Origin of the sequence: Streptomyces sp. RKAG293, from assembly GCF_023701745.1 — a bacterium.
In the GTDB taxonomy this organism is placed as follows: Bacteria; Actinomycetota; Actinomycetes; order Streptomycetales; family Streptomycetaceae; genus Actinacidiphila.
This window is the reverse complement of the sequence record NZ_JAJOZB010000001.1, coordinates 4,503,360-4,523,707: the sequence shown is the minus strand read 5'-3', so window position 1 is coordinate 4,523,707 and position 20,348 is coordinate 4,503,360. Positions and strand designations below refer to the sequence as shown.

Here is a 20,348-nt window from a genome sequence, read left to right as displayed (position 1 = left end):
GCGCCAACGGCCCGACAGCAATGCGCCGTCGGGCCGTTGAGTGGAGCGGGTCAGTTCTTGGGGCAGAGGTTCGTGTGTACGGCCTTGAGGATCTTCTCGGCCTGCGCGGTGGTGAACTCCGTTGCGCCAGAGAACCGGACGCGGGTGGTCTCCACCTGCTTGGCATGATCCTTGGGGAACGAGTGAATGGTGCCGCAGGTGTCGCGCCCGCGGCTGACCGCCCGGTCGGGCTTACCGTTCACGATCTTGGTGGAGATCGCGTCAAGCGCCGCGAGGTACTTCGCTTGCGTGGCGGCGTTGGGCTTGGCCGGGATGCCGGTGTTGTCGGCGGGGGCGGTGGTGGCCTTGTCCGGGAGCGCAGACGGCGCCGCGGTCGTGGTCGCCGGCGCGGTCGTCTTGGCCGGCGCGTTGGCGTCGCTGCTACTGCTACACGCGGTGAGGCCGGCAGCGGTGATCACAACGGCGGATATGGCGATGGTGATGCGGCGGTGCATGGGCCCCCCTGGGCATACGGACATGATCACTCATCCTGGCATGCGAACGCCCCGTCACCAGGGGGGTTTGGTGACGGGGCGCCGCGGGGGGTGCAGTCTCATGGGTTCCGGGCATGCCGGGGACGGCCCCATTAGATCACGGATTGATAACGGTGCGCAATCCGGTGACCGCCGGAAGCCGCGCCGGCCGATCCCTGTCCGACGCGGCTCCCTGCTGCGCACCTACGGGCGCAAGAGCTGTCCGACAGGCGGGGCCGGCAACCGGCGCGCAACCGGCCGCGACCGTCCGCCGGTGTCCGACACGGCGTCATACCCGCTGCTCGGGGCCGGTGCGGGCGGCTGCTGCGACTCCAACTGATAGGCGAGCAGACGCGGCGCGGATCCCTCGGCGCAGACGCCGTGCGCCCACGCGGTGCGGTACATGTCCGCCAGAATCGCGACGGCTGCGCGCAAGGCGTCCGACGCGGTTCCGCCGGCGGACATGATCACGCTCAGATCGTCGGACATGGCGGCGTCGATGCGCACCGACGGCCGGCTGCCGGCAGCCGGCGCTTTGGGCGTAGCGGACTCGGTAGGGTTCTTCTTACCCATGGCGGGGTTAGCTCCCGTGTGGTGAGGGCCCGATCGGTGATGTGCAGTCGCCGGTCGGGCCTGCCTTGTCGGTGGGGTTACTGGTTGTCCGGGTCGGGCCACAGGACCGTTCGCACGGCCTTGTCGTCCGGCTGGTTCTCTTCCACCCACAGCAGCACGCGCAGGCGCGGTTCGCCCGCGGGCTTGGCGTGCTGCGGACGGGCCGCTAGGTACTCGTTCAGCACTGCGTCGGCGAGCAGCTCCGGCTCGTTCACGGGGGCGACCCGTTCCCCGTCCTCAAACCACTGCCACCCCGGGCCCGTCTCTTCGCCGTCGCGGATGTCGAGGCGGTACAGGTAGGCGACGTTCTCGCGCAGCACGCGGTATACGTACGTCTCGGTCATGCCGAGTTCCGCCGCGATCTGTGCCGGCGTCGCGCCCCCTTCGTGCCGAGCGTCGTAGATGATCTGCGCCATGCGCGGCTTGTAGTCCTCCTCCCACTTACGGCGGACACGGCCAGCCTCGCGAAGGCGATCAAGGGCGCGGCTTTCCGCGGTTCCCCTCTCGTCGGCGTGCCGCTGCTCGGCGAGCAGGGCCTCGACCCGCTGCTGCTCTTCGGGCGTCACGGCCCGTCCGGTCCGCCGGGAACGCACCTCGGGCCCACCAAGGAACTCGGCGAACAGGGCGAGCAAGTCGTCGCGGGCTTCCTCGTCCGACTCGTATCGCCTCGGCTGCTTGCTGGCCTTGGCCGCGCGGGCGACTTGGGGGCCGGTCCAGGTAGTTCCTCCTCCGTCGGGGGCGGCCTGCTCGTTCGGCTCGCTGCTCATCTGCTGCTCTCTCTGGGACGGGCCCGCCCCCGCGTGGTCACGGGGGCGGGCGGAACGGTCGGCCGTTAGGCGAACAATGCGCCCTGCTCGGCCTCGGCGGGAAGGGCGATCAGGTAGGCGTCGGTCGGCTCGGCGGGGATCCACTGTCCGCGCCACGTTCCGTCGACACGCTCGGCCTGCTCGATCACGTCGAGGGTGTCGTCGAGTTCCACACTGCGGGCGCCGGCCTCGGCCTGCGCGTTGGCGGCGGCGTCCTCGTCGTTGCACTCCTCGCAGTCGTCGACCTGCTGCCCGCTGTCGCGGTGATCGGCGCACAGCAGGTCCCATGTGTACGTCGGGTCGCCGGCGGGAGCGTCGTCCCTGACGTTGGCCTCGGCGGCGCGGTTCGCGGCCTGCACGGCGCAGTCGTACGCCTCGACGCATCCCTCGTCGTTGAAGACCCCGGCTTCCTGGTTGGGCTGCTTGCGGGCACACGCCGTGATCGGGTCGCCGGACACGTCCGCGCGGGCGGCAATGTGGTGGAGGCACTCGCGCGCGGCCGGGGCCGGCTGCTCGACGACGGCCGGCTCGACCGCGGCCGGCGCGTCGTCCGCGCCGGGGCGGTGGGCGGACACGCACTGCGAAGAACGCAGCAGCTTCTCGACGGTCCAGCCGGCGCGCACCATCGACCATGCGAGGCAGTCGAGAGACGCGCCGTGCCGCACGTCGTCGCGGCGGACGATGCGGCCCTCTTCGAGCCAGTACAGGGCGACGCGCCCCTGCCCGCGGGGTTCGGCCAGGTACCCGCGCACTGTGCGCTCGTCCTCGGTCGGTGCGCTCACATCGTGGTGATCGGTCATGGTCGCGGCGGCGAGGCCGGCGAGGACGGCACGGGCGGCGGCGATGTCGGGGTGCCCGGCGGCGCTGGGGGTGCTGCCCTTGGCGGTGCGGTGCTCCTCGACCTGGACGTCGTCGACGGCCGGCTGCGCGGCGTGGCGGCGGATAAGGACAGGGTCGGCGGCGGGCATCGGGTCGCAGACGTCCCACGGTGTGTCGGTGGCCAGGATGACGACTGGTCCGCGGTGGTCGGCCAGCATGGCGCACCCGTCGCAGCAGCCGGCGCCGGCGAACGGGGTCGGGTCGGCGGTGTAGGGGTTGGCGTGGGTAAGGGCGTGGTTGGCCTCGGCGCTTTCGACGGTGACCCCTTCGGCGAACCCTCCGAGGACGGTGTCGCCGGCCTGGACCTGGTCGGCGCGGACGATGATCGGCGCGGGTTCGGTGGCCTGCTCGATGGTGTCGACCAGGGCGACGACTGCGGCGGCGAGGGGGGATCCTGCGGCGAGGCGAGCGGCCTCGGCGCGCTTCTCGGCGGCGCGGTGGCAGGGCGCGCACAGTTCGTACCCGTTGTCGAACAGGGCGACGGCTTCCTCGACGGTCAGGTACGCGGTGATGGCGCGACCGCACAGGCCGTCGTCGTTGCTCGGCGAGTAGTGCACGCGCTTGCCCTTGCCGATTGCGGCGTACTTGACGCCGGCCTGCTCGGTGAACGTCTGCTGCTCCATGGGGTTAGCTCCCGTGGTTGTGGTCGGTGCCGGTGTGCAGCCGGCGGGGTGAACGAGGTCGACTGTACTAGGTTCAGAACTAAGTTCACAAGAGGGCCAAGCAAAGGGCCCGGGGTCAATTCCGGGCCCTGCTCGGTGCGTTGGGGGTCACGCGGCCCGGGGGGTCCCGGCATTCGGGGCCTCGGGGGTGAGCAGCAGGGGGAGGCAGGCCGGCCACCCCCACGCGCGCCGGCCGCGGGCGTCGCGCCCGGTGTCGGCTCCGCACGCCTCCCCCGTTCGGCAGACCACCATGGGCGGTTCGGACGGGGCGGCGCGCACCGTCAGGGCGCCGCCGCATCCGGGGCAGGGGGTCGGCAGGGTGCGGCTCCCGGTGATCGCGTCGGGGGCGACGATGCGGGCGATGCGCTGCTCGCAGGCGCGGGTGACGCGGGCGGCCTCGGCGAGCAGGTGCTCGGGCAGGGTGGCGAACGGGGCCGATACGAGGGTGCCGTCGGCGAGCAGCTCGGGGGCGGTGTCCTCGTCGAGCACGCGGGCCTCGACGTACACGCAGGCCCAGTGCAGCCCGTGTGCGCGCGATCCCGCGGCGCTGCGCGCGTCCGGTGCGCCCGGGTCCTGGTAGGTCCACCTGCGGGCGTCGTGGGGGCCGGCGTGCTGCACGGCGGCGGCGAGCGTGTCCGCGAGGTCGAACACCTGCTGCTCGACGAAGCGGCCGGCGTCGAGGGCGTCGAGGTTGGCCGGCGCGGGGTGCTCGCGCAAGACGAGTGGTGCACGGTCGGCGACCATGAGCGCCCCCTCGTCGGTGCTCCCGGTGTGTAGGAACGCCCGGGTCTCGACCGGCGGCCATGCGCGCGATGCGGGCGAAGTCTCGACGGCGGCGAGCAGGGCGCCCCACTGCTCTCGGATGGTGCGCAGGCGGGCGGCGGTGTGGTGGGCGACGGGATGCGGCACGGCTGGTGTTCTCCTCGGCAGGGCGCGGCTGATGGGTCGAGGGGCGGGGCCGGTTACGCGGCCTGCCCGGGGTGGATGCGGTCGCGGATCGTGTCGGCGAGGGCCGGCCAATTGGGCGCGCCGCATGCCCGCTGCGCTGCGGCGAGATAGTTCGCGTACCGCAGGCCGGCAGCCTCGGCCTCGGCGAGCTGCGCCCGCACAGCGGCGAGAGCGGCCTCGGCAAGCTCCGCGCGCTGCTCTTGCTCGGCGGCCTCGGCGCGGGACCGCCTGCGCTCGGCGGCGGCCTGCTGGGCGAGGCGGTCGCGGTCGGCCTCGGTCTCGACGATGGCCTGCTCGGCTGCGGCGAGCTGCCAGCGCAGCCGGCTAACGGTGGCCTGCGCGCCGCCGGCGCTGCGCCGGGATCCGTCGAGCCGGCGGATACCCGCGCGCAGCAGCTCGGCCTCGACAGGCAGCAGCCGGCCCTCGGCGCCGCGGTCGACGAGGTGCAGCAGTTCCTTCGTCGACGGGGCCGGCTTCATCGGAACCCCAGCACGGGAGCGAGCTTGGGCTGCTCGGTCTTGGCCGGCACGACGTAGGCGACGACGAGGGCGGCGTCGTCGAGGCGCAGCAGTGCGTCGGATGCGGGCCGGCCGTCGGTCACCAGCTCGGTACGGACGACGTCGAGCAGCTCGGCCACGTCGACGAGTGAGGCCGGCAGAGACAGGGCGCGCTCGGCCCTGGTCTCGTACACGGTGACGCGGGGCGGGACGTTCACGGGATCACTCCAAAGTGTGCGGGTGGCGCTCTCGCGCGCACGGGGGCGGCATCGACCGGTCGCGGGCGAGGGTCAGTACGGGGGCTCGTCGTTGTAGCCGTTGGCGTGCCGGGTCGGCTGTGGCTGCTGAGGACGCTGTGCGGGGCGTTGCTGCTGCTGGCTGGTCCACTGGTCCGCGGCCGGCTGCTGGCCGCTGGTGCCCGTGGTCTTGGTGACAGCGGCGGTCGCGCGGAGCAGGGAGGGGCCGACGTCCTCGACGTCGAGTTCGAACACGGTGCGCTTGACGCCCTCGCGGTCGTCGTAGGTGCGCTGCTTGAGCCGGCCCTGCACGATGACGCGAGATCCGCGGGCAAGGGTCGCGGCGGCGTTCTCGCCGAGGGTGCGCCATGCCGAGCAGGACAGGAACAGGCTCTCGCCGTCTTTCCACTCGTTGGCCTGCTTGTCGAACGTGCGCGGGGTGCTGGCTACTCGGAAACTGGCGACGGCCACGCCTGCGGGGGTGTACCGCAGTTCGGGGTCGTCGACGAGGTTTCCAACCAGGGTGATGACGGTCTCGCCAGACATCGGCGTCCCTTTCATTTGTGAGACGAAAGCGCGATATTGAATCGTACGTGAAATCTACCGGGCATGGGTCTGCTCTGTCGTCCCGTTTGACCCGGGGGGTTAGCGGATTCCGCGACCGCCGACTACGTGCCGGCAGGCGACGCGTCCGCGGTGGTCACGGCCGTTCGGGGCCTGTCGCATGAGCCGCTCGTACAGGTCGCTGTCGTCGACGTCGTCCTCGACGGCCGGCGGCGGAACCTCGACGACGGGCGCCGGCACCTTGACCGCCGGCGGCTCGTAGGTCTTGACGTGACGCCACTGCCAACCGCCGACGTCCTGCTCGACGGTGGCGGTTGCGCCGGCGGCGGCCCACCTGCGGGCGAGGGCGCACACCTGGGCGCGGTCGGTCTTCTCGTACGTACTGTCGGGGGCCCACGGCCATACGGCGGTGACGCGGAACCTGGGGCGGGGACGGCTCATGCGGCGTACTCCTGACGGTTCAGTGCGGCGGTAGCGAGGTCGAGGCGGGAGGGGTGGGGGGTGGCGCGGCGTGCGTTGCCGCGGGCGCCGCCGTCCAGGTCGGTTCGGCGGGCGCGGCATGGTTCGCCCTCGGGGGCCTTGCACCATTCGCATCGGACGCTGAGCGGGTCGGGCCGGCCCTCGACGGCGGCGGCCTCGCGTGCGGCCCGGGCCGGCCGGTAGCGCGACAGTTCGGCGCGTATGGCCGGCGGGATTACGGATCCGATGGCGCGCAGGCGGGCGGCGAGGTCCGGGTGCGGGTTATCGCTGGTCAGTGCGCGGCTTTCATGCGGGGGCCGTTGGCCGGCTGCGACCGCGTGCCGGGTGCCGAGCAGTTCGGCCCGCCATGCGTGCGGGTCGTCCGGGTCTGCGGCCGGCGTCGGGTCGGTGTGCCGGGCGAGGCGGTCGCTGCTGTGCTTGGTCCACTTGCGGGCGATGTCCACGGGCAGGATCGGGTACGGCGACGACAGGACGTGCGCCCGGATCGCGTCGCGGGCGTCCCACCCGTAGGCGGTCGCGAGGGGGACCTCGCCGAGCAGCTCGTGCCACTGCTCGATCTGGTCGCGCAACTCGTGCTGATCGCTGCGCATGGTGCGGGGGTCGAGCCGGCCCATGTAGGCGAGCAGGCCGGCAACTTCACGGCGTTCCATGGGGTTACTCCGTTCCTGTGGGGTCGTCGGCGAGGGCGGCGAGCAGGGCGGCGGTGTGCTGCTCGGCGCGGGTCATGCCGGCCGCGGGGGCGGGGGCGCCGCCGGGCAGGGCGTAGAGGTTCGGGCGGCCGGTGGCGGGGGTGCGCTCGCGTGCGATCCACGCGCGCCAATCGGCGGCCCATCCGGCGGCGGTGCGGGGAGCAGCAGCAGCTCGGTACGCGCGCCACTTTCCGTCGGCCGCGTCGAGGCCGTCCTCGCCGAGGCGGTCGAGGTGGCCGTGCTGCTCGGCCCACGCGAGGGCGTCGTCGTCGACCTGCCACTCGGCGGCGGGGGCGGTAGAGCTGCTCTTACCGTTCACCTTCGGTTCTCTTCTGTTCTGGGGGTCGGAATCCGGCCCCCCTCCGGGTCGGTATCCGGTCCCCCCCGGGGTCGGAATCTGGCCCCCCGGGTCGGTATCCGGCCCCCCGTCGGATGCGTCCGCAGGGTCGGAATCCGATCCCCCGGGGGCCGGTTTCCGGTCCCCCTCGGCGGCCTGCTCGGCAAGGAATTGAGCGGCGGCCGGCAGGTGGTAAAACGTTTCCCCGCGGGGCCCTCGGCGGTTCAGCAGCTCGTCGAGTTCATCGCCGGCGAGCAGCGTGTCGAGGGCGGCGCGCACCGCGGTACGGCCGGCGTTGCACCGCTTCATCAGGGCGGGGACGGACGCGTACGCCACGCATCGGCTGTCGACGCACCGGTCGGCGATGGCGAGCAGGATCATGCGGGCCGCGTTCTTCGCGGTGCTGTGTTCCCACACCCATTCGCGGGCGGCGTGGCTCATCGGGGGGTGTCTCCTAGGTCGAGGTCGAGGGCGAGTTGCTCGGCTTGTGGTGGCCGGCAGTCGTATGGGGGGAGCAGGCCGGGGCGATGCGGGTGGTGGCCGACCGGGGGCCGGCGGCCGAGGGCGCAGGCGATGACGTCGGCCGGTTGCATGCGCCGGCCGTTCGCCCGGGTGACGGCGAGGGGGTGCGCGGTGGGGTCGAGCAGTTCGCCGGCCGGCGTGCGGATTACGGGGACGCCGCACGCCGGGCAGGGGATCGTCGAGGCGGTCAGGGCCGCTTCGCCCGTCGGGTGGGTGGCGGAGGGGTCGAGGGCGGTTCCGGCAGACCCGCGAGGGCGGCGGGGGTGTGCAGGGGGCACCGGTAGCCGGGGATGTAGCGCCGGGCCCCGGGGATGCGGCAGTACCGGGCACCGAGCCAGCGACCGCACGTCATGCGGCCTCGCGGACCAGGGCGAGGGCGTCGACCTGCCCGGGGCCGGCGACCGGCTGTGCGTCCGGTCGCGCGGTGCGTCGGCGACGTTTGCGCGGTCCGGTCGGCAGCGTGTCGGGGTACGGCAAGTCGGCGCCCTCGATGCCGAGCTGCACCGCGGGCGGCGGCAGCAGGTCGGGCCACTCCACGCGGGCGAGGGCGGCCCGGTTGATCGCCGGCGCCTTGGCGAGGGGGTCGCCGAGCCAGTCATGCCCCATGGCCAGCAGCGCGTACGCGTCGCCTTGGTTGTCGTCGCGCAGGGCAACGCCGTACCGCGCGCCGATGGCATCGACAACGGCCTGCTTGCCGGCCCGCCCGTTGCCGGTGGCGTACTTCGCGCGGGCGGTCGGGGTGACGACGGCGACGGGGATGTCGAGGGCGGCGAGGCGGTCGACCACTAGCCACCACAGGCCGGCGCGATCCCAGGTGCCGGCGCCGCGCGACCCGTAACTCGGCCCCTCGACGACGGCGAGATCGCACGGGGCGACCGCCTCGACGATGCGGTCGGCGAGGCGGTGCAGCCGCACGCGCCGCATGGCGTAGGTGTCGGCCCGCTTGCCCTTGCTGCCGAGGGTCTGCGCCCAACCGGCGCCGGCGATGCCGGCACCGGTCAGGGACAGATCGAGTCCGCGAACGATACGGCGGCTCATGCTGCGGCCTCGCTCTCGTCGACCGGGGCCGCGGGGGCGGCCGGCGGGGCGAGGGCGGGCAACACGATCGGGGCGAGGATGCCGGCACGCCATGCCTCGGCGACCAACTCGCGGCCGGCCCGCTTCACCTTGCTTTCACGGGTGAAGTTCACCGAGTGCGTGCGGGCGCGGCTGGGCTTGATCTCGACGCCGGGCACGTCGAGGATTTCGCCGGTCTCCTCGTTGTGGACCTGCGCTTTGCCAGCGGCCGTCATCCGTTCGAGCAGCAGCGTCACAAATCGCGGCTGCACGCCCTTGACCAGCCGCGCCGGCACGGGCCGAACCAACCTGGTGACGGCCTCGCTCGGGAACGTCTTGTGTGCCCACTCGACGAACGCGCGCTCGTCGAGGATCTTCGCCGCCGCTTCCCCACTACTGAGCCGGACGTCGCCGACCTTGGTCCCGTCCGGCAGAGACGCGTCGAACTTCGTACCGCCGGTCGTGCGCTGCTGCTCGTCGAGCATGGCCTGCACCTCCGTGCGGGCAACCTTGTAGGCCGTGTCGACCTGGTCGAGCAGGGCCTTAAGGACGGCCTCTTTCGTGGTGGCGGACCGGATCTGTTCCGCGCTGTACTTCGGCGCCTCGGCGGCCTGCTCGGTGCTCTTTTCGGCGCTCACGCGGCGACCCCCTCGGCCGCGGCGCGCAGGTCCGCGGTGAGGCTGGCGAGCTGCTCGACGGTGCACTCGGCGGCCGGGCAACCGGCCTCGACACGGGCAATGTCGTCGAGGTGCGACGGTTCCAGCGCCAGAACGGCGCCGGCGGCGAGCAGCTCGGCCAGGGCGACGCCGTGTTGCTGCGCGGCGTCGGGGCCCGCGGCCGGCGGTGCAGCCGCGGGCCGCGAGGCGCCGGCCTTCTGCTGGCCGGCCTGCGCCTTCTGCTGCGCGATGGCGTCGAGTTGGGCGAGGTACTCGGGCGGCGCGCCCTCGGCAACGGCTGCGGCGCGCACCTGGTCGAACCGCTCGCGCGATGGGGCGGCCTGCGCCTCGACGAGGTAGTCGCGTGACGGGCCGGCAGGATTGGCCGGCGGGTGGTCCGGGACGGCCCGCGGGCGTTGCTGCGGGGGCGCCGGCTGCTTCTGCGGCGGCGGGGTCTCCCACGGCCCACCCTCGGCGCGCTTGCCCCGCTGCACCTGCTGCTCGGCGGCCGGGGCCGGCTCGACGACGGGGGCCGGCTCCGGCTTCACGGGCGCGTCATCCGGGACCGTGGGCGCCTCGACGTCGGCACTCCTCGGCGCGGTGTGCGCCGCCGACCACAGACCAACGGCGGCCCGCGATCCGTCGTTGTACAGGCTGAGCCCGAACTGATCACCCAAGTTGACGGCGCACCGCTTCAACGCCTGCGACAGGGCCGTTTTCATGGCCTGGTCGTGGGCGGCGCCGAGGGCCGGCTGATTGCGGCTGTCGCCCATGGCGGCGTCATCCCACGTCGACAGGGTGCGCCCGTCGATCGTCCGCACGGTCAGGCGCACCTGTGCCCTGTAGATGACGGTCCAGCGGCCCGGGTTGATCTCCATCTGAGCCACGCACACCAGTTCGAGCGTCTCGTCGGACCAACCGCCGAATCCAAATACGCGGTTGAGCCACCGACGGTCGTCCCACGCTTCGAGGTGGGACTGCCCGTGCAGGTTCTGCACGCGGCTGGGGTTGATCGGGGCGAGCAGCGTCTTTACCTGCTCGACGGTGAGGTCGGCAGGGCCGGCGGTCGCCGGGGTAGCGCGGCGCTCCATGGGGATGACGGTCACGGGGCACTTCCTTCAAGATCGGCGGGCAGGGCGAGGACGGCGAGCAGGTCCTCGCGGGCGGCGTCGTACGCGGCACCGGCGCACTCGCGCCCGTAGTCGGTGGCGGCCGGGTAGTGCCGCATGTGGTCGGCGTGGCCGGCCGTGTCGGCGAGGTCGAGCAGCAGGCGCTCGACGAGGGCCGGCTCGTCCGCGTAGGCGGCGGCGACGGCGTCGAGGACGGTCTCGGCGACGGTCATCGGGCACCCCCGAGCAGGGCCGGGGTGGTGCGCAGCAAAGCGCCGCGGCGGACGTCGTACCGGTACTCGTCGCTCGTCCACGCGGCCCGGGGATAGGCGCGGCGCAGGATCTTGTACGCGGCGCGGTGCTCGTCGGGGCCGGCGGCGAGAGGCAGGCCGAGGACGTCGACGAGGTGGACGTGCACGGCGACGCGGGCGCCATGCTGCGGAGACTCGGCGTAGACCGGCGTCGTCTGTGCGACGTCGACCTGCGGAAGACGGTGCAGGAATTGCCGGGCGACCATGACGGCGCGCACGGCCTCGGCGGCGGTGAATCGGCGGCGCTGCATGGGATCTCCCGGAATGGGCGGGGCGTCGGCGGGGCGCTGCTGATGGGATGGGCGGGTACGGTGCATGGGGTGACCTCACGTGCGTGAAACGGGTGGTCTCGCGGGCCGCCCCGGGTGCAACCGGGGCGGTTTTTTCGTGGCTCAGGCCGCGGCTGCGGCGGGATTCGCCGGCACGGGGCGGCGGTCATTGCCAGCGGCGCGGTGCAGCCGGCGCAGAATCAGCTCGATCTCGTCCGCGGTGCGGAAACTGCCGACGGCGGCCTGCTCGGCGGCCTGCCGGATCGACAGGGCATCGCGGCGAGCGCGGGCCTGGTCCAGGACACGGCGCGCGTTGACGAGGGCCTGCCCGCGCGGGGTGATCGCGTTCATGTGGTGGGGTCCTCTCGCATCAGGTCTGCCGGGGTGAGCCCGTACGTCCGCTCGATGGCCGCGAGGCCGTTCGGGCTGGGGGCGTGCCGGCCGGTGGCCCACCGATAGACGGCGAGGTACGGCAGGCCCATACGCCGGGCCATGTCCGCGGGCGTCTGGTCGCCGGCCCTGTGGGCGGCGGCGAGCAGGGCGGCCGGGGCGTACGCCATGACAGATTCCTTTCGCGAGAGGACCGACTTTGTCTCTCTCATGCATGAAACATAGCAGGTTCGTTTCGCACATGAAATCGACTGCGCAGCACAACCATTCACGCGACACAAGAGTCGTCAGAATCGGGCGCAACCGTCCCACCAGGGACAAGCGTCCTGTCAGAGGGTGGCAGTACGGTTACGGAGGTGACAGGGTGGACGTCGCGTCCTAAACTCCACTCGATAACGTGTTCGAGAAGACGGAGGGACGGGCGACGGCGCGCACCAACGGGGGAGGGGTGGACTATGCCAAAAAGCATGGGTCGAGGTGTGCAGGCATTTCATGCGCGATATGTTTCATGCATGACACAAGACGGCCCCAAGGCCCCCCACACCCCCCAGAGCTTCGCCGCATGGCTGCGAGATCGGCTCTTGAAGCGCGGCTATCCAGAGCGCGGCGGACAACAACGCTTCGCCAAGGAGTCGGGCATCAGCCCAGCGACCGTCTCGCGGTTGCTGCGCGCTGAGGGGCTGCCCGACGTACGCACCCTCGGCCTACTCGCCGAGGCACTCCGCGTCCCCCTCGGCGAAATCCTCGTACGCGCCGGCGTCGCCACCCCGGAAGACCTCGCCGCCGCCGCCCGACCCATCAACCCCAATCCGATCACCGCCGCGCAAGCGGCGGCCGAACTAGGCATCACAGACCCACAATCCGTAGCAGCGTTCGAAACGATGGTGGCCGCCCTGCGCGCCACCCGACCGGACGACCGCAGCGCCAACGGATAGCACCAGAAAGGCACCGCCCCTGATGTCCACCCGTGAGCAGCTCGCCGTCGTCGCATCGCACGCCGTATTCGCCGCCGGCCTCTGCATGGTCGTACTCGCCGCCGTAGCCGGCGATCGACCACGCCTCGCAGACATCGGGGCTGGCGTTACCCTCGCCGCCCTTCCGTTCGTGATCCTCGCCCTGGTCCGTCGCCAACACCACATCAACGCAGAGACGGCCGAAGCGCTCCGCCGAGAGGGGTACCGCCTTGGCCTCGAACACGCTGCCCGGGGCCTGATCTGCCCGCCGCCGACCATCGGCGGCGGCGAAGGCACCCCCACGCCGGTAGGCGCCACCGTGCACCACCTGTACGCAGTGCAACGCCAAGCAACAGAACTAACCGAAGGGAACGCGCGGGCCCAGTGAGCGCCACCCGCGGGGGGTGGCGCAATCCTCACCCCGCAGTGAACAACCAAGGGAGGGAAGCACGTTGATGCGTGCACCGGTCCTCGACCAAGAGGACACATCCAACGCCAAGCAGGACGCGCTCGAAACGTTCCTGTCCGGCGTAGAGATCCCCGACGACCTGTCCGGCCTTGAGCCGTACATCGGATACATCAGGGTCTCCACATGGAAAGAGGAGAAAATCTCTCCTCAGATCCAGAAGGCAGCCATAGAGGAATGGGCCCGGCGCACCCGCCGGCGGATCATCCGATGGGTTGTCGACCTCGACATGACAGGCCGCAACTTCAAGCGGAAAGTCATGAGGGCAATCGAGGGCGTCGAACGCGACGAAGCCAAAGGCATCGCCGTTTGGAAGTACTCACGGTTCGGGCGCAACCGCGACGGAATCGCCGTCAATCTCAAGCGCGTTGAGTCCGTCGGCGGCCACCTCGAAAGCGCAACAGAACAGATCGACGCACGAACCGCGCTGGGCAAACTTCAGCGCGGCATCCTGTTCGAGTTCGCCGCGTACGAGTCGGACCGCGCAGGCGAACAGTGGAAGGAGACACATCAGCTCAGAAGAGAGGCCAAGCTCCCAGCAACAGGCCGCGCTCGGTTCGGGTACACCTGGCACCCCCGACGCGTCCTGACACCCAATGGAAGCTGGACCACTCAGAAAGAGTGGTACGAAGTCTGCCCCGAACTCGGCCCAGTCGTAGCCGAGTTGTACCGCATGTACATCGCCGGCAGCGGGTTCCCCAAGCTGTCGGCATGGCTGACAGGCCAGGGGTACACAACCACCCGCGGCACCACGTGGCGAGCGGAAACACTCAAGCGATTCATGGACTCAGGGTTTGCCGCCGGCCTACTCCGTTTCCATGACCCGAAATGCACGTGCGACAACCGACTGACAAACGGAGGATGTCCGAACCACTTCCTGACCGAGGGCGCACACGAGGAACTCATCGCCCTTGATCTGTGGCAGCAGTACCAAGCACGCCGTCAGCAGGTGAGAAACACTCCACCTCGCCAGCGGCAGGCTACCTACACCCTTACTGGCCTGCCGAGGTGCGGTTCCTGCCGAGGTGGAACGTCGCTCAATCCGATTACAACGAAAGAGAGGAAGGGCCCCAATGGATCAATGATCCCCAAGGTCACCACGCCGGGCCACGCCTACCGGTGCAGTGCCCGCACGCAGTCCGGGGGCGCTATGTGTGAGGGCGTCTGGATTCAACGCGAAAAGGTCGAGAAGGAGGTATTCGAATGGCTGAGTAGGCAGGCGGCCGGCGTTGACCAGGTGCCCGCGACGGCGGTCGAGCAGCGCGACGCTGATGCAGAGCGCGCACGCGTCCTCAAGCAGCGCGGGCTCATGCAGGCTGAACACGCGAAGTACGTCGAGGCACTCACGAGGCTTGCGATGGACAACGCCGTCAACCCCGAGAAGTACCCCGAAGGCACCTACGAGGCGGCGCGAGACCGCCTTATGGCGCTCCGCGACAAGGCCAGAGGCAATCTGGCCAAGCTTGCTGTCGTCGACGATCAGCCGAGTGCTGAGGACTTTCGGCCGCTCGCGGTCGGTCTCGTAGAAGAGTGGGAGACGCTGTTGGTCGTCGAGCGAAACGCCATCCTTCGCCAACTCATGCACCGCGTCGTGCTGACGCGACACGGGTCGGGGGCGGACAACGTCACCATGGAGATTCAACCGGTGTGGGAGCCCGACCCATGGGCCCCCGAAGACGGATCCCAGAGCGACACCGAAAGTATGTTCGAGATCCACAGCGGGACGGCGCCTGAGTTGCAGCTCGCCGGGTAGTGACATACCGCTAGGTATGCAAGCACAATCACCGGGAACTTACCCTCGCGTAATGGCGCGCTGAATGGGAGGCCCCCGGTGCAGAGCACGATCGGGAACGTACCGCTGTTGATCTCGCGGATCCTGACCCACGGGTCAACGATCCACGGACGGTCACAGGTCACAACCTGGACGGGCGACGGCGAACCACACCGCCGGAGCTTTGCCGAGATCGGCACCCGAGCTGCTCAGCTCGCACACGCACTGCGTGACCTCGGAGTTTCCGAGGGGAGTGCAACAGGAACGTTGATGTGGAACAACGCGGAGCACGTCGAGGCGTACCTCGCGATCCCGTCCATGGGCTCGGTGCTGCACACCCTGAACCTGCGGCTGCCCACCGAGCAGCTGACGTTCATCGTCAACCACGCCGCCGACCGCGTCATCCTCGTCAACGGCTCGCTGCTGCCGCTCCTGGCGCCGCTGCTGCCCGCCCTGGAGCCCGTCGAGCACATCGTGGTCGTCGGCCCCGGGGACCGCTCGCTGCTCGACGGCTGCCGCCCCGCCGTGCACGACTACGAGGAACTGCTGGCCGGCCGCCCGACCACGTACGACTGGCCGGAGCTGGACGAGCGCACCGCCGCCGCCATGTGTTACACCTCGGGCACCACCGGCGACCCCAAGGGCGTCGTCTACTCCCACCGGTCCGTCTACCTGCACTCGATGCAGGTCAACATGACCGAGTCGATGGGCCTCACGGACCGCGACACGACCCTCGTCGTCGTGCCGATGTTCCACGTCAACGCCTGGGGACTGCCGCACGCCACCTTCATGACCGGCATCAACATGCTCATGCCGGACCGCTTCCTGCAGCCCGCCCCGCTCGCCGAGATGATCGAGAGCGAGCGCCCCACCCACGCCGCGGCCGTCCCGACCATCTGGCAGGGCCTGCTCGCCGAGCTCGCGGCCAAGCCGCGCGACATCTCCTCCATGGCGACCGTCACCATCGGCGGCTCCGCCTGCCCGCCCTCCCTCATGAAGGCGTACGAGGAGCACGGCGTGCGCCTGTGCCACGCCTGGGGCATGACGGAGACCTCCCCGCTCGGCACCATGGCCCACCCGCCGGCCGGCCTCACCCCCGAGCAGGAGTGGCCGTACCGCATCAGCCAGGGCCGCTTCCCCGCCTCCGTCGAGGCCCGGCTGGTCGGCCCGGCGGGCGAGATCATGCCCTGGGACGGCGAGTCCGCGGGCGAGCTGGAGGTACGCGGCCCCTGGATCGCCAACTCCTACTTCGGCGGCGCCGGCGCCGAGCCGCTGCGCCCCGAGGACAAGTTCAGCCCGGACGGCTGGCTGCGCACCGGCGACGTCGGCGTCATCACCCACGACGGCTACCTCACCCTCACCGACCGGGCCAAGGACGTCATCAAGTCCGGCGGCGAGTGGATCTCCTCCGTCGACCTGGAGAACCAGCTCATGGCCCACCCGGACGTCGCCGAGGCCGCGGTCGTCGCCGTGCCCGACGAGCGTTGGGGCGAGCGGCCGCTGGCCACCGTCGTGCTGAAGGAGGGCGCCACCGTCTCGTACGAGGAGCTGCGCGAGTTCCTCGCCGGACGCATCGCGCGCTGGCAGCTGCCGGAGCGCTGGGCGATCATCCCGGCCGTGCCGAAGACCTCGGTCGGCAAGTTCGACAAGAAGGTGATCCGGGAGCAGTACCGCCTGGAGCAGATCGCCGTGACGTACGTCGCCGGGGCGGCGAAGGACTGATCGCCGCGGCGGGTCGGGTCCTAGGCCACCGGCCAGGACCCGATCTTGCCGAGGAGGTCCACGATGCGCGACTGCACGTCCGTACTCGTCGACCGCTCCGCGAGGAACAGCACCGTCTCGCCGGAGGCCAGCCGCGGCAGTTCCGCCGGGTCGATGTCCGCGGACGTGTAGACGACCAGCGGGGTGCGGTTCAACTGGCCGTTGCTGCGCAGCCAGTCGATGATCCCCTGCCGGCGGCGGCGCACCAGCATCAGATCCATCACCACCAGGTTCGGCCTGACCTGCGCGGCCGTCGTCATCGCCTCGACCTCGGAGGAGGCGTGCGCGACCTGCATGCCGCGCCGCTCCAGTGTCGCGGTGAACGCCTGGGCGATGTCCAGGTGGCTCTCGATCAGCAGCACCCGCGGCGGGTGCTGCTCGCTGTCACGCGGCGCGAGCGCCTTGAGCAGGACGGCCGGGTCGGCGCCGTAGGCCGCCTCGCGGGTCGCCTGTCCGAGCCCGGCGGTCACCAGGACCGGCACCTCGGCCTCGGCGGCCGCCTGGCGCAGTGACTGCAGCGCCGTGCGGGTGATCGGACCGGTCAGCGGGTCGACGAAGAGCGCGGCGGGCGGCTCGGCGACCTGCGCGTCCACCTCGGCGCGGGACCGGACGATGACCGGGCGGTAGCCGCGGTCGGTCAGCGCCTGGCGCGTCGAGACATCCGGCTCCGGCCAGACCAGCAGCCTGCGCGGCTCGTCCAGCAGCCGGCCGGGCTCGCCCGCCGGCTCCTCGATGACCTCGACGGCGCCGTTCGGACCGTCGAGCGGCTCGGGGCCCTCGTCGCCCTCGGCGGGTGCCCCTATGGCGAACGCCCGGCCGGGAACGACCGTACGGAGCAGTGCCGTCTGCTGGTCGCCGTCCTGGTGCTCGACGCCCTGGCCGTCGCTCCGGTCGTCGGTGGCGGGCGGCCGGGCGATCGGGAGCTGGCCGCTGTCGGGGTCCGCCTGTGGGTGCGGGCGGGCCTCCACGTCATGGCCGTCGTCCTGCTGTGCTCCGTTGAGCTTGCGCCGGCGGCCGGACCCGGAGGGATTCTGCTGGGGGAACGACTCTGGCTGCGGCTGCGGTTGCGGCTGGGCCTGGGTCGGGATCGGCTGGACGAAGGCGACGCCCTGGCCGAGCGTGCGCACGCTGATCGCCCGGCCGTGGCTCTGCCCCTGCTGCTGCCCCTGCTGCTGGCCCTGGTTCTGGGCGTAGGGCTGCGGTGTTCCGCCCGAGGGCGGCATCGGGGTGCGCTGTCCCTGCCCCGGAATCGCCTGGGACGGACCCTGGTTCTGGTTCTGGTTCTGGTTCTGGTTCTGGTTCGGGCCCTGGGCCGGGCCCTGCGCGCCCGGTTCGGCCGTGGGCGCCGTCGGCGGCACCGGCCGGCCGGCGTCCGGCCACTGCGGACTCACCGGCTGCGGCGCGCTGTTCTGGTCCTGCGGCCCGCCCTGGTGCGGAACCGGCGGGGCCTGCGGTACCGGCTGGCCGGGCGCACGCTCCTCCGCCGGCATCGGTGCCGACGCCTCGTGGGAGTGCTGCGCGGGCAGGGCGATGGGACCGCTGCCGTTCCCGTTGCCGTTTCCGTCCGACTCCCCCGGCTGCGGGGGTGCGATCCGGCGCGCGCGACGTCCTGCCCCGGGCTCCTGCCCGGCGAGGGAGGCGCCGTTGCCGTCGCTCCCCTGCGGCGGTCCCTGCGGCACGGCCTGTTCGCCGGCCGCCGGGAGGGCGTGCTGGACGGGTGCCGCGGGAAGTTCGGGTGCCGGCTGCTGACCGTCGGACAGCGTCCGGCGGGCCCGCCGGCCGCTGGGCTGCTGGCTCTGCTGCACCGGGTGGTTCTGCTGGTCCGGCCCTTCGGCCGGGGTCAGGTCGGCCGCCGCGGCGCCGCCCGCGGTGTCCCCCGCGCCCGGCTCGTCGGGCAGCGGGCGGCGCAGCGCGCGCCGGCGACCCGTCGGTGTCTCGTGCTCGCCCGGCTGCGCCTGGCTGTGTCCCTCGTTCCGGGCGCGGCCGTCCTGCTGTTCGTCCGGTCCCGCGGTGGGGATCGCCCACGGCGCGACCACGGTGCCGCCGTCGTCCCCGGCCCGGCGCGGCCGCGCCGCGCGTTCGGTGCCCGCGACCCCGGGCTCGCCGCTTCCGGCCCAGCCCGTCGCGGGCGTGCCACCGGCGGGCGTTCCGGCCGGCGCGCCCTGGCCGCCCTGGCCGTTCGTACCGTTGGTGCCCGCGGGAGGCGTCGCCGCGCCGCGCGCCGGAGCCTTGCCGCCCGTGCCGTTGCCGGTCGCGCCGCCCGTACCCCGGGCGGGCTTCGCGGGCATCGGCATGACGGTGGTCTCGGACTCGCGGGCCCCGTCCTTCACCGCGGCGGCGGCCGCCGCACGGCCCGCGGCCGCGATGGCGGCCGAGCCCAGCGGCACCTCAAGGACGTACGCGCTGCCCTGGCCCGGCACTTCGTGCGTCTGCAGGACGCCGCCGTGCCGTTCGACGATGCCGCGGGCGATCGGCAGGTGCACCGCGTTGCCGCCGGCGTGCGGGCCCCGCACGTCGATCCTTATGACGTCGCCGCGCTGGGCCGCCGCCACCACGATCGTCGAGTCGCCGCCGCCGGTGATGACGGTGGCGTTGCCCGCCGCGTCCACCCCCGCGACGTCCGCGATCAGGTGCGCGAGCGCCTGCGACATCCGCTCGCCGTCGATCGCCGCCTCGATCGGCGGCGCGTGCACGGCGTACTGCGCGCGACCGGGGCCGATCAGCTCGATGGCGCCCTCGACGGCCGCCGAGACGACCTTGTCGAGCCCGACGGGCTCGCGCCGCAGCCGGTCCTCGCCGCGGTCGAGCCGCTGGAAGGCCAGCACGTTGTCGATCAGTGTGGTGATGCGGGCGTAGCCGGCCACCAGGTGGTGCAGGATCTGGTTCGCCTCGGGCCACAACTGCCCGGCGGGGTCGGCGGCCAGGCCGGTCAGCTCACCGCGCAGCTCGGCCAGCGGGCCGCGCAGCGCCTCGTCCAGCACGGCCTGCAGCTGCTCGGCGCGGGCGACGGCGGCGTCGAACGCGGTCCGGTCGGTGAACGTCATGACCGCGCCGACCAGCTGCTCGCCGTCCCGTACGGGAGCGGTCGTCAGGTCGACGGGCACCGCGCGGCCGTCCTTGCGCCACAGCACCTGGCCGCGCACCCGGTGCTTGCGGCCGGAGCGCAGCGTGTCGGCGAGCGGGGTCTCCTCGTACGGCAGCGGTGTGCCGTCGGCGCGCGTGTGGTGCGCGAGCGGGTGCAGTTCCTGGCCGCCGAGGTCGGTCGCCCGGTAGCCGAGGATTTGCGCGGCGGACGGATTGACGAGGACGACCTTGCCCTCGGTGTCGACGCCGACGACGCCCTCGGCCGCCGCGCGCAGGATCATCTCCGTCTGGCGCTGCTGGCGGGCGAGTTCCGCCTCGGTGTCCATCGTGCCGCTGAGGTCCCGCACGACCAGCATCAGCAGCTCGTCACCGGTGTAGCTCTGCGGCTCGTCGTACGGGGTGCGGCCGTCCTCGAGGTTGGCGCTGGTCACCTCGACGGGGAACTCCGAGCCGTCGGTGCGCCGCGCGACCATCCGGGTCGGCTTGGTGCGGCCGTTGTCGTCGCCGGTGTTCTGCGCGCTGCGCATCGAGCCGGGGATCCGCTTGGAGTCGAACGCGGGCAGCAGGTCGAACAGACCCCGCCCGACCAACGCCGTCCCCGGTGACTCGAAGGTCTCGATCGCTATGGCATTGGCGTTGACCACCGTGCCGTTGCCGTTGACCAGCAAGAGTGCGTCGGGGAGGGCGTCGAGTATTGAGGCGAGGCGAGCAGCGCCTCTGGATGGCCTGCTGCTCACGAGACGCGTCCTCCCTGTTACCGCACTTACCGCACTTCCTG

Annotated in this window: 24 protein-coding genes; 4 read left to right on the top strand and 20 right to left on the bottom strand. The window is 71.9% G+C overall.

Going from position 1 to position 20,348, the window contains the following annotated elements; translation table 11 throughout:
* Nucleotides 1–50 precede the first annotated feature (50 nt).
* The 19 genes from LNW72_RS20020 to LNW72_RS19930 form a co-directional block, all read right to left on the bottom strand.
* Nucleotides 51–494, bottom strand: coding sequence for a DUF732 domain-containing protein (locus LNW72_RS20020; RefSeq protein ID WP_250976659.1), 444 nt, complete (start codon nt 492–494; stop codon nt 51–53).
* A 222-nt stretch (nt 495–716) separates the two neighbouring features.
* Nucleotides 717–1,085: a hypothetical protein gene (locus tag LNW72_RS20015; RefSeq protein WP_250976658.1), complete on the bottom strand. Its 369-nt coding sequence runs from the start codon at nt 1,083–1,085 to the stop codon at nt 717–719.
* A 77-nt stretch (nt 1,086–1,162) separates the two neighbouring features.
* A complete protein-coding gene (locus tag LNW72_RS20010; protein WP_250976657.1) occupies nt 1,163–1,891 on the bottom strand; it encodes a hypothetical protein in 729 nt (242 codons plus the stop codon).
* A 65-nt stretch (nt 1,892–1,956) separates the two neighbouring features.
* A complete protein-coding gene (locus LNW72_RS20005) occupies nt 1,957–3,432 on the bottom strand; it encodes a hypothetical protein (RefSeq protein ID WP_250976656.1) in 1,476 nt (491 codons plus the stop codon).
* A gap of 147 nt (nt 3,433–3,579) precedes the next feature.
* A complete protein-coding gene (locus LNW72_RS20000) occupies nt 3,580–4,380 on the bottom strand; it encodes a hypothetical protein (protein ID WP_250976655.1) in 801 nt (266 codons plus the stop codon).
* Nucleotides 4,381–4,433: 53 nt separating this feature from the next.
* Entirely contained in the window at nt 4,434–4,898 is a 465-nt protein-coding gene (locus tag LNW72_RS19995; protein ID WP_250976654.1) for a hypothetical protein, read from the bottom strand.
* On the bottom strand, nt 4,895–5,134 hold the full coding sequence (locus LNW72_RS19990) for a hypothetical protein (RefSeq protein WP_250976653.1): 240 nt from the start codon (nt 5,132–5,134) through the stop codon (nt 4,895–4,897). Before LNW72_RS19990 ends, LNW72_RS19995 begins: the two co-directional genes overlap by 4 nt.
* A gap of 72 nt (nt 5,135–5,206) precedes the next feature.
* Entirely contained in the window at nt 5,207–5,698 is a 492-nt protein-coding gene (locus tag LNW72_RS19985) for a single-stranded DNA-binding protein (protein ID WP_250976652.1), read from the bottom strand.
* Between the two features lie 99 nt (nt 5,699–5,797).
* Nucleotides 5,798–6,157: a hypothetical protein gene (locus LNW72_RS19980; protein ID WP_250976651.1), complete on the bottom strand. Its 360-nt coding sequence runs from the start codon at nt 6,155–6,157 to the stop codon at nt 5,798–5,800.
* Nucleotides 6,154–6,846: a hypothetical protein gene (locus tag LNW72_RS19975; RefSeq protein ID WP_250976650.1), complete on the bottom strand. Its 693-nt coding sequence runs from the start codon at nt 6,844–6,846 to the stop codon at nt 6,154–6,156. The genes LNW72_RS19980 and LNW72_RS19975 overlap by 4 nt, the downstream gene beginning before the upstream one ends.
* A gap of 4 nt (nt 6,847–6,850) precedes the next feature.
* Nucleotides 6,851–7,663 carry a helix-turn-helix domain-containing protein gene (locus tag LNW72_RS19970; RefSeq protein ID WP_250976649.1) on the bottom strand — a complete coding sequence of 271 codons (813 nt, stop codon included), beginning with the start codon at nt 7,661–7,663 and terminating at the stop codon, nt 6,851–6,853.
* Nucleotides 7,660–8,022, bottom strand: coding sequence for a hypothetical protein (locus LNW72_RS19965; protein ID WP_250976648.1), 363 nt, complete (start codon nt 8,020–8,022; stop codon nt 7,660–7,662). Before LNW72_RS19965 ends, LNW72_RS19970 begins: the two co-directional genes overlap by 4 nt.
* Nucleotides 8,023–8,092: 70 nt before the next feature.
* Complete coding sequence (locus LNW72_RS19960; RefSeq protein ID WP_250976647.1) at nt 8,093–8,782, bottom strand: hypothetical protein; 690 nt, start codon at nt 8,780–8,782, stop codon at nt 8,093–8,095.
* Nucleotides 8,779–9,438 carry a hypothetical protein gene (locus LNW72_RS19955; protein ID WP_250976646.1) on the bottom strand — a complete coding sequence of 220 codons (660 nt, stop codon included), beginning with the start codon at nt 9,436–9,438 and terminating at the stop codon, nt 8,779–8,781. The genes LNW72_RS19960 and LNW72_RS19955 overlap by 4 nt, the downstream gene beginning before the upstream one ends.
* Entirely contained in the window at nt 9,435–10,562 is a 1,128-nt protein-coding gene (locus LNW72_RS19950; protein ID WP_250976645.1) for a Rad52/Rad22 family DNA repair protein, read from the bottom strand. The genes LNW72_RS19955 and LNW72_RS19950 overlap by 4 nt, the downstream gene beginning before the upstream one ends.
* Complete coding sequence (locus tag LNW72_RS19945) at nt 10,559–10,798, bottom strand: hypothetical protein (protein ID WP_250976644.1); 240 nt, start codon at nt 10,796–10,798, stop codon at nt 10,559–10,561. The genes LNW72_RS19950 and LNW72_RS19945 overlap by 4 nt, the downstream gene beginning before the upstream one ends.
* Entirely contained in the window at nt 10,795–11,127 is a 333-nt protein-coding gene (locus LNW72_RS19940; RefSeq protein ID WP_250976643.1) for a hypothetical protein, read from the bottom strand. Before LNW72_RS19940 ends, LNW72_RS19945 begins: the two co-directional genes overlap by 4 nt.
* Before the next feature lie 141 nt (nt 11,128–11,268).
* The gene (locus LNW72_RS19935; RefSeq protein ID WP_250976642.1) at nt 11,269–11,496 is read right to left on the bottom strand and encodes a hypothetical protein; all 228 of its coding nucleotides are present in this window, start codon (nt 11,494–11,496) and stop codon (nt 11,269–11,271) included.
* Nucleotides 11,493–11,705, bottom strand: coding sequence for a helix-turn-helix transcriptional regulator (locus tag LNW72_RS19930; RefSeq protein ID WP_250976641.1), 213 nt, complete (start codon nt 11,703–11,705; stop codon nt 11,493–11,495). The genes LNW72_RS19935 and LNW72_RS19930 overlap by 4 nt, the downstream gene beginning before the upstream one ends.
* Nucleotides 11,706–12,047: 342 nt before the next feature.
* Here LNW72_RS19930 and LNW72_RS19925 point away from each other — a divergent pair, with 342 nt between their 5' ends.
* From LNW72_RS19925 to LNW72_RS19910, 4 genes are all read left to right on the top strand, one after another.
* Nucleotides 12,048–12,470 (top strand): helix-turn-helix transcriptional regulator, encoded by a 423-nt coding sequence (locus LNW72_RS19925; RefSeq protein ID WP_250976640.1) that lies wholly within the window; start codon nt 12,048–12,050, stop codon nt 12,468–12,470.
* Between the two features lie 22 nt (nt 12,471–12,492).
* Nucleotides 12,493–12,876, top strand: a complete 384-nt coding sequence (locus tag LNW72_RS19920; protein ID WP_250976639.1) for a hypothetical protein — start codon at nt 12,493–12,495, stop codon at nt 12,874–12,876.
* Nucleotides 12,877–12,943: 67 nt separating this feature from the next.
* Nucleotides 12,944–14,707 (top strand): recombinase family protein, encoded by a 1,764-nt coding sequence (locus LNW72_RS19915; RefSeq protein ID WP_250976638.1) that lies wholly within the window; start codon nt 12,944–12,946, stop codon nt 14,705–14,707.
* Between the two features lie 78 nt (nt 14,708–14,785).
* Nucleotides 14,786–16,447, top strand: coding sequence for a long-chain fatty acid--CoA ligase (locus LNW72_RS19910; RefSeq protein ID WP_250976637.1), 1,662 nt, complete (start codon nt 14,786–14,788; stop codon nt 16,445–16,447).
* A gap of 20 nt (nt 16,448–16,467) precedes the next feature.
* Here the strand turns inward: LNW72_RS19910 and LNW72_RS19905 are convergent, their stop codons facing one another.
* Nucleotides 16,468–20,307 carry a PAS domain-containing protein gene (locus LNW72_RS19905; protein WP_250976636.1) on the bottom strand — a complete coding sequence of 1,280 codons (3,840 nt, stop codon included), beginning with the start codon at nt 20,305–20,307 and terminating at the stop codon, nt 16,468–16,470.
* Nucleotides 20,308–20,348: the final 41 nt, after the last annotated feature.

What these genes read in the sequence shown, in the direction of transcription:
- LNW72_RS20020 (WP_250976659.1), bottom strand. Translation starts at nt 494, where the DNA reads ATGCACCGCCGCATCACCATCGCCATATCCGCCGTTGTGATCACCGCT.
- LNW72_RS20015 (WP_250976658.1), bottom strand. Translation starts at nt 1,085, where the DNA reads ATGGGTAAGAAGAACCCTACCGAGTCCGCTACGCCCAAAGCGCCGGCT.
- LNW72_RS20010 (WP_250976657.1), bottom strand. Translation starts at nt 1,891, where the DNA reads ATGAGCAGCGAGCCGAACGAGCAGGCCGCCCCCGACGGAGGAGGAACT.
- LNW72_RS20005 (WP_250976656.1), bottom strand. Translation starts at nt 3,432, where the DNA reads ATGGAGCAGCAGACGTTCACCGAGCAGGCCGGCGTCAAGTACGCCGCA.
- LNW72_RS19995 (WP_250976654.1), bottom strand. Translation starts at nt 4,898, where the DNA reads ATGAAGCCGGCCCCGTCGACGAAGGAACTGCTGCACCTCGTCGACCGC.
- LNW72_RS19985 (WP_250976652.1), bottom strand. Translation starts at nt 5,698, where the DNA reads ATGTCTGGCGAGACCGTCATCACCCTGGTTGGAAACCTCGTCGACGAC.
- LNW72_RS19980 (WP_250976651.1), bottom strand. Translation starts at nt 6,157, where the DNA reads ATGAGCCGTCCCCGCCCCAGGTTCCGCGTCACCGCCGTATGGCCGTGG.
- LNW72_RS19975 (WP_250976650.1), bottom strand. Translation starts at nt 6,846, where the DNA reads ATGGAACGCCGTGAAGTTGCCGGCCTGCTCGCCTACATGGGCCGGCTC.
- LNW72_RS19970 (WP_250976649.1), bottom strand. Translation starts at nt 7,663, where the DNA reads ATGAGCCACGCCGCCCGCGAATGGGTGTGGGAACACAGCACCGCGAAG.
- LNW72_RS19960 (WP_250976647.1), bottom strand. Translation starts at nt 8,782, where the DNA reads ATGAGCCGCCGTATCGTTCGCGGACTCGATCTGTCCCTGACCGGTGCC.
- LNW72_RS19945 (WP_250976644.1), bottom strand. Translation starts at nt 10,798, where the DNA reads ATGACCGTCGCCGAGACCGTCCTCGACGCCGTCGCCGCCGCCTACGCG.
- LNW72_RS19940 (WP_250976643.1), bottom strand. Translation starts at nt 11,127, where the DNA reads ATGCAGCGCCGCCGATTCACCGCCGCCGAGGCCGTGCGCGCCGTCATG.
- LNW72_RS19935 (WP_250976642.1), bottom strand. Translation starts at nt 11,496, where the DNA reads ATGAACGCGATCACCCCGCGCGGGCAGGCCCTCGTCAACGCGCGCCGT.
- LNW72_RS19930 (WP_250976641.1), bottom strand. Translation starts at nt 11,705, where the DNA reads ATGGCGTACGCCCCGGCCGCCCTGCTCGCCGCCGCCCACAGGGCCGGC.
- LNW72_RS19925 (WP_250976640.1), top strand. Translation starts at nt 12,048, where the DNA reads ATGACACAAGACGGCCCCAAGGCCCCCCACACCCCCCAGAGCTTCGCC.
- LNW72_RS19920 (WP_250976639.1), top strand. Translation starts at nt 12,493, where the DNA reads ATGTCCACCCGTGAGCAGCTCGCCGTCGTCGCATCGCACGCCGTATTC.
- LNW72_RS19915 (WP_250976638.1), top strand. Translation starts at nt 12,944, where the DNA reads ATGCGTGCACCGGTCCTCGACCAAGAGGACACATCCAACGCCAAGCAG.